This is a genomic window from Thauera sp. 2A1, assembly GCF_009469595.2.
Classification (GTDB): domain Bacteria; phylum Pseudomonadota; class Gammaproteobacteria; order Burkholderiales; family Rhodocyclaceae; genus Thauera.
This window is the reverse complement of sequence record NZ_SSXV01000041.1, coordinates 1-3895: the sequence shown is the minus strand read 5'-3', so window position 1 is coordinate 3895 and position 3895 is coordinate 1. Positions and strand designations below refer to the sequence as shown.

Sequence of the window (3895 nt, the reverse complement as noted above, 5' to 3'; positions counted from 1 at the left end):
TGCCAGCCAGGACTTCGGCCGCATGGAAGGCGCGCACGCTCGAGCCCTTGCGCTTGAGCTTGCCGGCCATGTTCATCAGGCAACCGAGGTCGCCTCCCAGCAGCAGTTTCGCGCCGCTGCGCTCGATGGCTTCGGCCTTTTCGCCTACCACCGCGTTCGAGATCGACGGGTACTTGACGCAGAAGGTGCCGCCGAAGCCGCAGCACACATCGTTGCCTTCGAGCGGCTTGAGGGTGAGTCCCGCCACCTTGCCCAGCAGCGCGCGCGGCTGGTCATGGACGCCGAGCTCCCGCAGGCCGGAGCAACTGTCGTGATAGGTGAAGCTGGTGTCGAGCTTCACATCGGCCGGTGCGAAACGCATCACGTCCACGAGGAAGCTCATCAGTTCGTAGGTACGTTCGCCGAGCCGATGCGCCCGCGCTGCCCAGGCCGGATCATCGGCGAGGGCTTCGGCGTAATGCGCCCGCGTCATCCCGACGCAGGATCCTGAAGGGGCGACGACGTAGTCGTAGCCTTCGAAGGTTTCGATGAAATGGCGCGCGAGCGCGGCGGCGTGGGCGGTGTCGCCGCTGTTGAAGGCGGGCTGACCGCAACAGGTCTGCGCCTGAGGTACTTCGACCTGGCATCCAGCGTCGCGCAGCAGCTTGAGCGCGGCGAATCCCACGCTGGGGCGCATCGCATCGACCAGGCAGGTGACGAACAGCGCGACTCGCGGCGACGACGAGGGGCGCGGGGTGTTTGTAGGCTGAATCATGGCAGTCGATCCTCTCGGAGGTTGTCGATCCGATTGTTCATGCGCGACCCACGCGTGCCGAATCGTTCTGCGGCAGCGCGAGGCGGCCGCAGCGCACGCTGCAGCCGCCTCGCTCCTCAGGGCCTCATCGCATGGAGCCGCCTAGCGCATCAGGCGCTGAGTGCGCCCAGCACTTCATCGAGCATCTTCCGGGCATCACCGAACAACATCCGGTTGTTCTCCTTGTAGAACAGCGGGTTGTCCACGCCGGCGTAGCCGGAAGCCATGCTGCGCTTCATGACGATGGAGGTCTTCGCCTTCCAGACTTCCAGCACCGGCATGCCGGCGATCGGGCTGCCCGGATCTTCCTGGGCGGCCGGGTTCACGATGTCGTTGGCGCCGATGACCATGGCGACGTCGGTGTCGGAGAAGTCATCGTTGATCTCGTCCATCTCCAGCACGATGTCGTAGGGAACCTTCGCTTCGGCAAGCAGCACGTTCATGTGGCCAGGCATGCGGCCTGCCACCGGATGGATGCCGAAGCGCACCTTGACGCCGCTCTGGCGCAGCTTGTTGACGATCTCGCATACGACGTGCTGGGCTTGCGCCACCGCCATGCCGTAACCGGGCACGATGACCACGCTCTTCGCCTCGCGCAGCAGTTCGGCGGTGTCGACCGCGCTGATCGGGGTGACCTCGCCTTGCGGCTCGCCAGCCGCGGACGCTGCTGCAGGCGCACCGGCGCCGCTGCCGAAACCGCCGGCGATGACGCTGATGAAGTTGCGGTTCATTGCACGGCACATGATGTAGGACAGGATTGCGCCCGAGGAGCCGACCAGGGCGCCGACCACGATCAGCAGGTCATTACTGAGCATGAAGCCCGTGGCCGCCGCCGCCCAGCCCGAGTAGCTGTTGAGCATCGAGACGACCACCGGCATGTCGGCGCCGCCGATGGCCATCACCATGTGGATGCCGAACAGCAGCGCGATCACCGTCATGACCAGCAGCGGCGTCATGCCGGCATGGATGTCGTGCGCGTTGAGGAAGCCGCGTCCGAACCAGATCACCACCAGCAGGCCCACCAGGTTCAGCGCATGGCGCGCCGGCAGCAGCAGCGGCTTGCCGCCGATCTTGCCCGACAGCTTGCCGAAGGCGATGAGCGAGCCCGAGAAGGTGACCGCGCCGATGAAGATGCCGACGTAGATTTCCACCTCGTGGATGGCCTTCTCGGCCGCAGTGGGGAACACTGCCGAGGTATCCACATAGCTGGCGAAACCCACCAGGCAGGCGGCCAGGCCCACCAGGCTGTGCATCAGCGCGACGAGCTCCGGCATCTGCGTCATCTGCACCTTCTTCGCAGCGATGAGGCCGATCGCGCCGCCAACGGCAAGGGCGCCGATGATCCAAGGGATGCCAGCCGACGTGACCTGCGGGCCGAGCACAGTGGCCAGCACGGCGATGGTCATGCCGACGATGCCGAACAGGTTGCCGCGGCGCGCACTTTCAGGGTGTGCGAGGCCTCCCAGGCTGAGGATGAAGAGGATGGTGGCGCCGATGTACGAGACAGTGGCAAGGCTTGATGTCATGGGTGTCTCCTTACTTTCGGAACATCGCCAGCATGCGACGCGTCACTGCGAAGCCGCCGAACATGTTGACGGCCGTGAGCGCAAGCGCGAACACAGCCAGGCCCAGGATCAGGGCGTTGGGTCGGTCGACCACGCTGTCGGACAAGGGCGGTGCCACCTGTACCAGTGCGCCGATGGCGATGATGGACGAGATGGCGTTGGTCACGCTCATCAGCGGGGTGTGCAGCGAGGGGGTCACATTCCAGACCACCATGTAGCCGACGAAGCAGGCCAGCACGAACACCGTGAAGTGCGCCAGGAAGGCGGCCGGCGCGTACAGGCCGACGAGCAGGAACAGCACCGCGCCGATGCCGAACACCACCGCCAGCGTCGTCGCCGACATCGGCTCGCCGGCGCCATGGCCGTGGCCCTTGGGCGCGGTGATCGGCGCGGCGGACTTGGGCTTGGCGGGCGCAGCGGGCAGCTTGGGCGGCGGCGCCGGCCAGGTAAGTTCGCCGGCCTTGATCACGGTGAGGCCGCGGATCGCATCGTCCTCGAAGTTCACGACGACGTTGCCGTCCTTCGCCTTGCACAGATCCTCGGTCATGCGCAGCAGGTTGTTCGAGTACAGCGTCGAGGATTGCTTGGCCAGGCGGCTCACCAGATCCGTATAGCCGATGATGGTGACGCCATGGCGCACCACCGCCTCGCCGGGCACGGTGAGTTCGCAGTTGCCTCCCTGCTCGGCCGCCAGGTCGACGATCACGCTGCCGGGCTTCATGGTCTGCACCATCTCGGCAGTGATGAGCCGCGGTGCCGGCTTGCCCGGGATCAGCGCGGTGGTGATGACGATGTCGGCGTCCTTGGCCTCGCGCGCGTACATCTCGCGCTGCGCGGCCTGGAAACCCTCGCTCATGACCTTGGCGTAGCCGCCGCCGCCCGAGCCTTCTTCCTCATAGTCCACCTTGACGAATTCGCCACCCAGCGACACGACCTGGTCGGCAACCTCGGCACGGGTGTCGTTGGCGCGCACGACGGCGCCGAGATTGGCGGCGGTGCCGATCGCCGCCAGGCCGGCCACACCGGCACCGGCGATGAAGACCTTGGCCGGCGGAATCTTGCCGGCGGCGGTGATCTGACCGTTGAAGAAGCGACCGAAGGCGTTGGCCGCCTCCACCACCGCGCGGTAGCCGCTGATGCCCGCCATGGAGGACAGCGCGTCCATCTTCTGCGCCCGGCTCAGTTGCCGCGGCAGGCAGTCGATCGCCAGCACGGTGGCGCGCCTGGCCTGCAGTGCCTGCATCAGTTCGGGGTGCTGCGCCGGCCACACGAAGCCGATGAGCGTCGCGCCTTCGCGCATCAGGCCGACTTCTTCCAGCGTCGGCGGGCGCACCTTGAAGATGACGTCGGCCCGCGCCCACACATCGGCTGCGCCCGGCAGCACCTCGGCGCCGGCGGCACGGTAGTCCTCGTCGCTGAAGTTCGCCGCGGCGCCGGCGCCGCTTTCCACCGCAACCGAGAAGCCCAGCTTGATGAGCTTGCCCACCACCTCGGGAACGGTCGCTACGCGTTTTTCGCCAGACGCGGTCTCGCGCGG

The 3895-nt window shown here is 66.8% G+C and carries 3 protein-coding genes; all 3 read right to left on the bottom strand.

Annotation, left to right across the window (positions count from 1 at the left end):
* On the bottom strand, positions 1 to 754 hold a 754-nt coding region (locus GH664_RS21730), incomplete at its 3' end, for a (Fe-S)-binding protein (protein WP_153170212.1).
* 149 nt (positions 755 to 903) lie between these two features.
* Positions 904 to 2319 (bottom strand): Re/Si-specific NAD(P)(+) transhydrogenase subunit beta, encoded by a 1416-nt coding sequence (gene pntB, locus GH664_RS21725; RefSeq protein WP_153170210.1) that lies wholly within the window; start codon positions 2317 to 2319, stop codon positions 904 to 906.
* Positions 2320 to 2329: 10 nt separating this feature from the next.
* A partial coding sequence (locus tag GH664_RS21720; protein ID WP_153170209.1) for a Re/Si-specific NAD(P)(+) transhydrogenase subunit alpha occupies positions 2330 to 3895 on the bottom strand: 1566 nt, incomplete at its 5' end.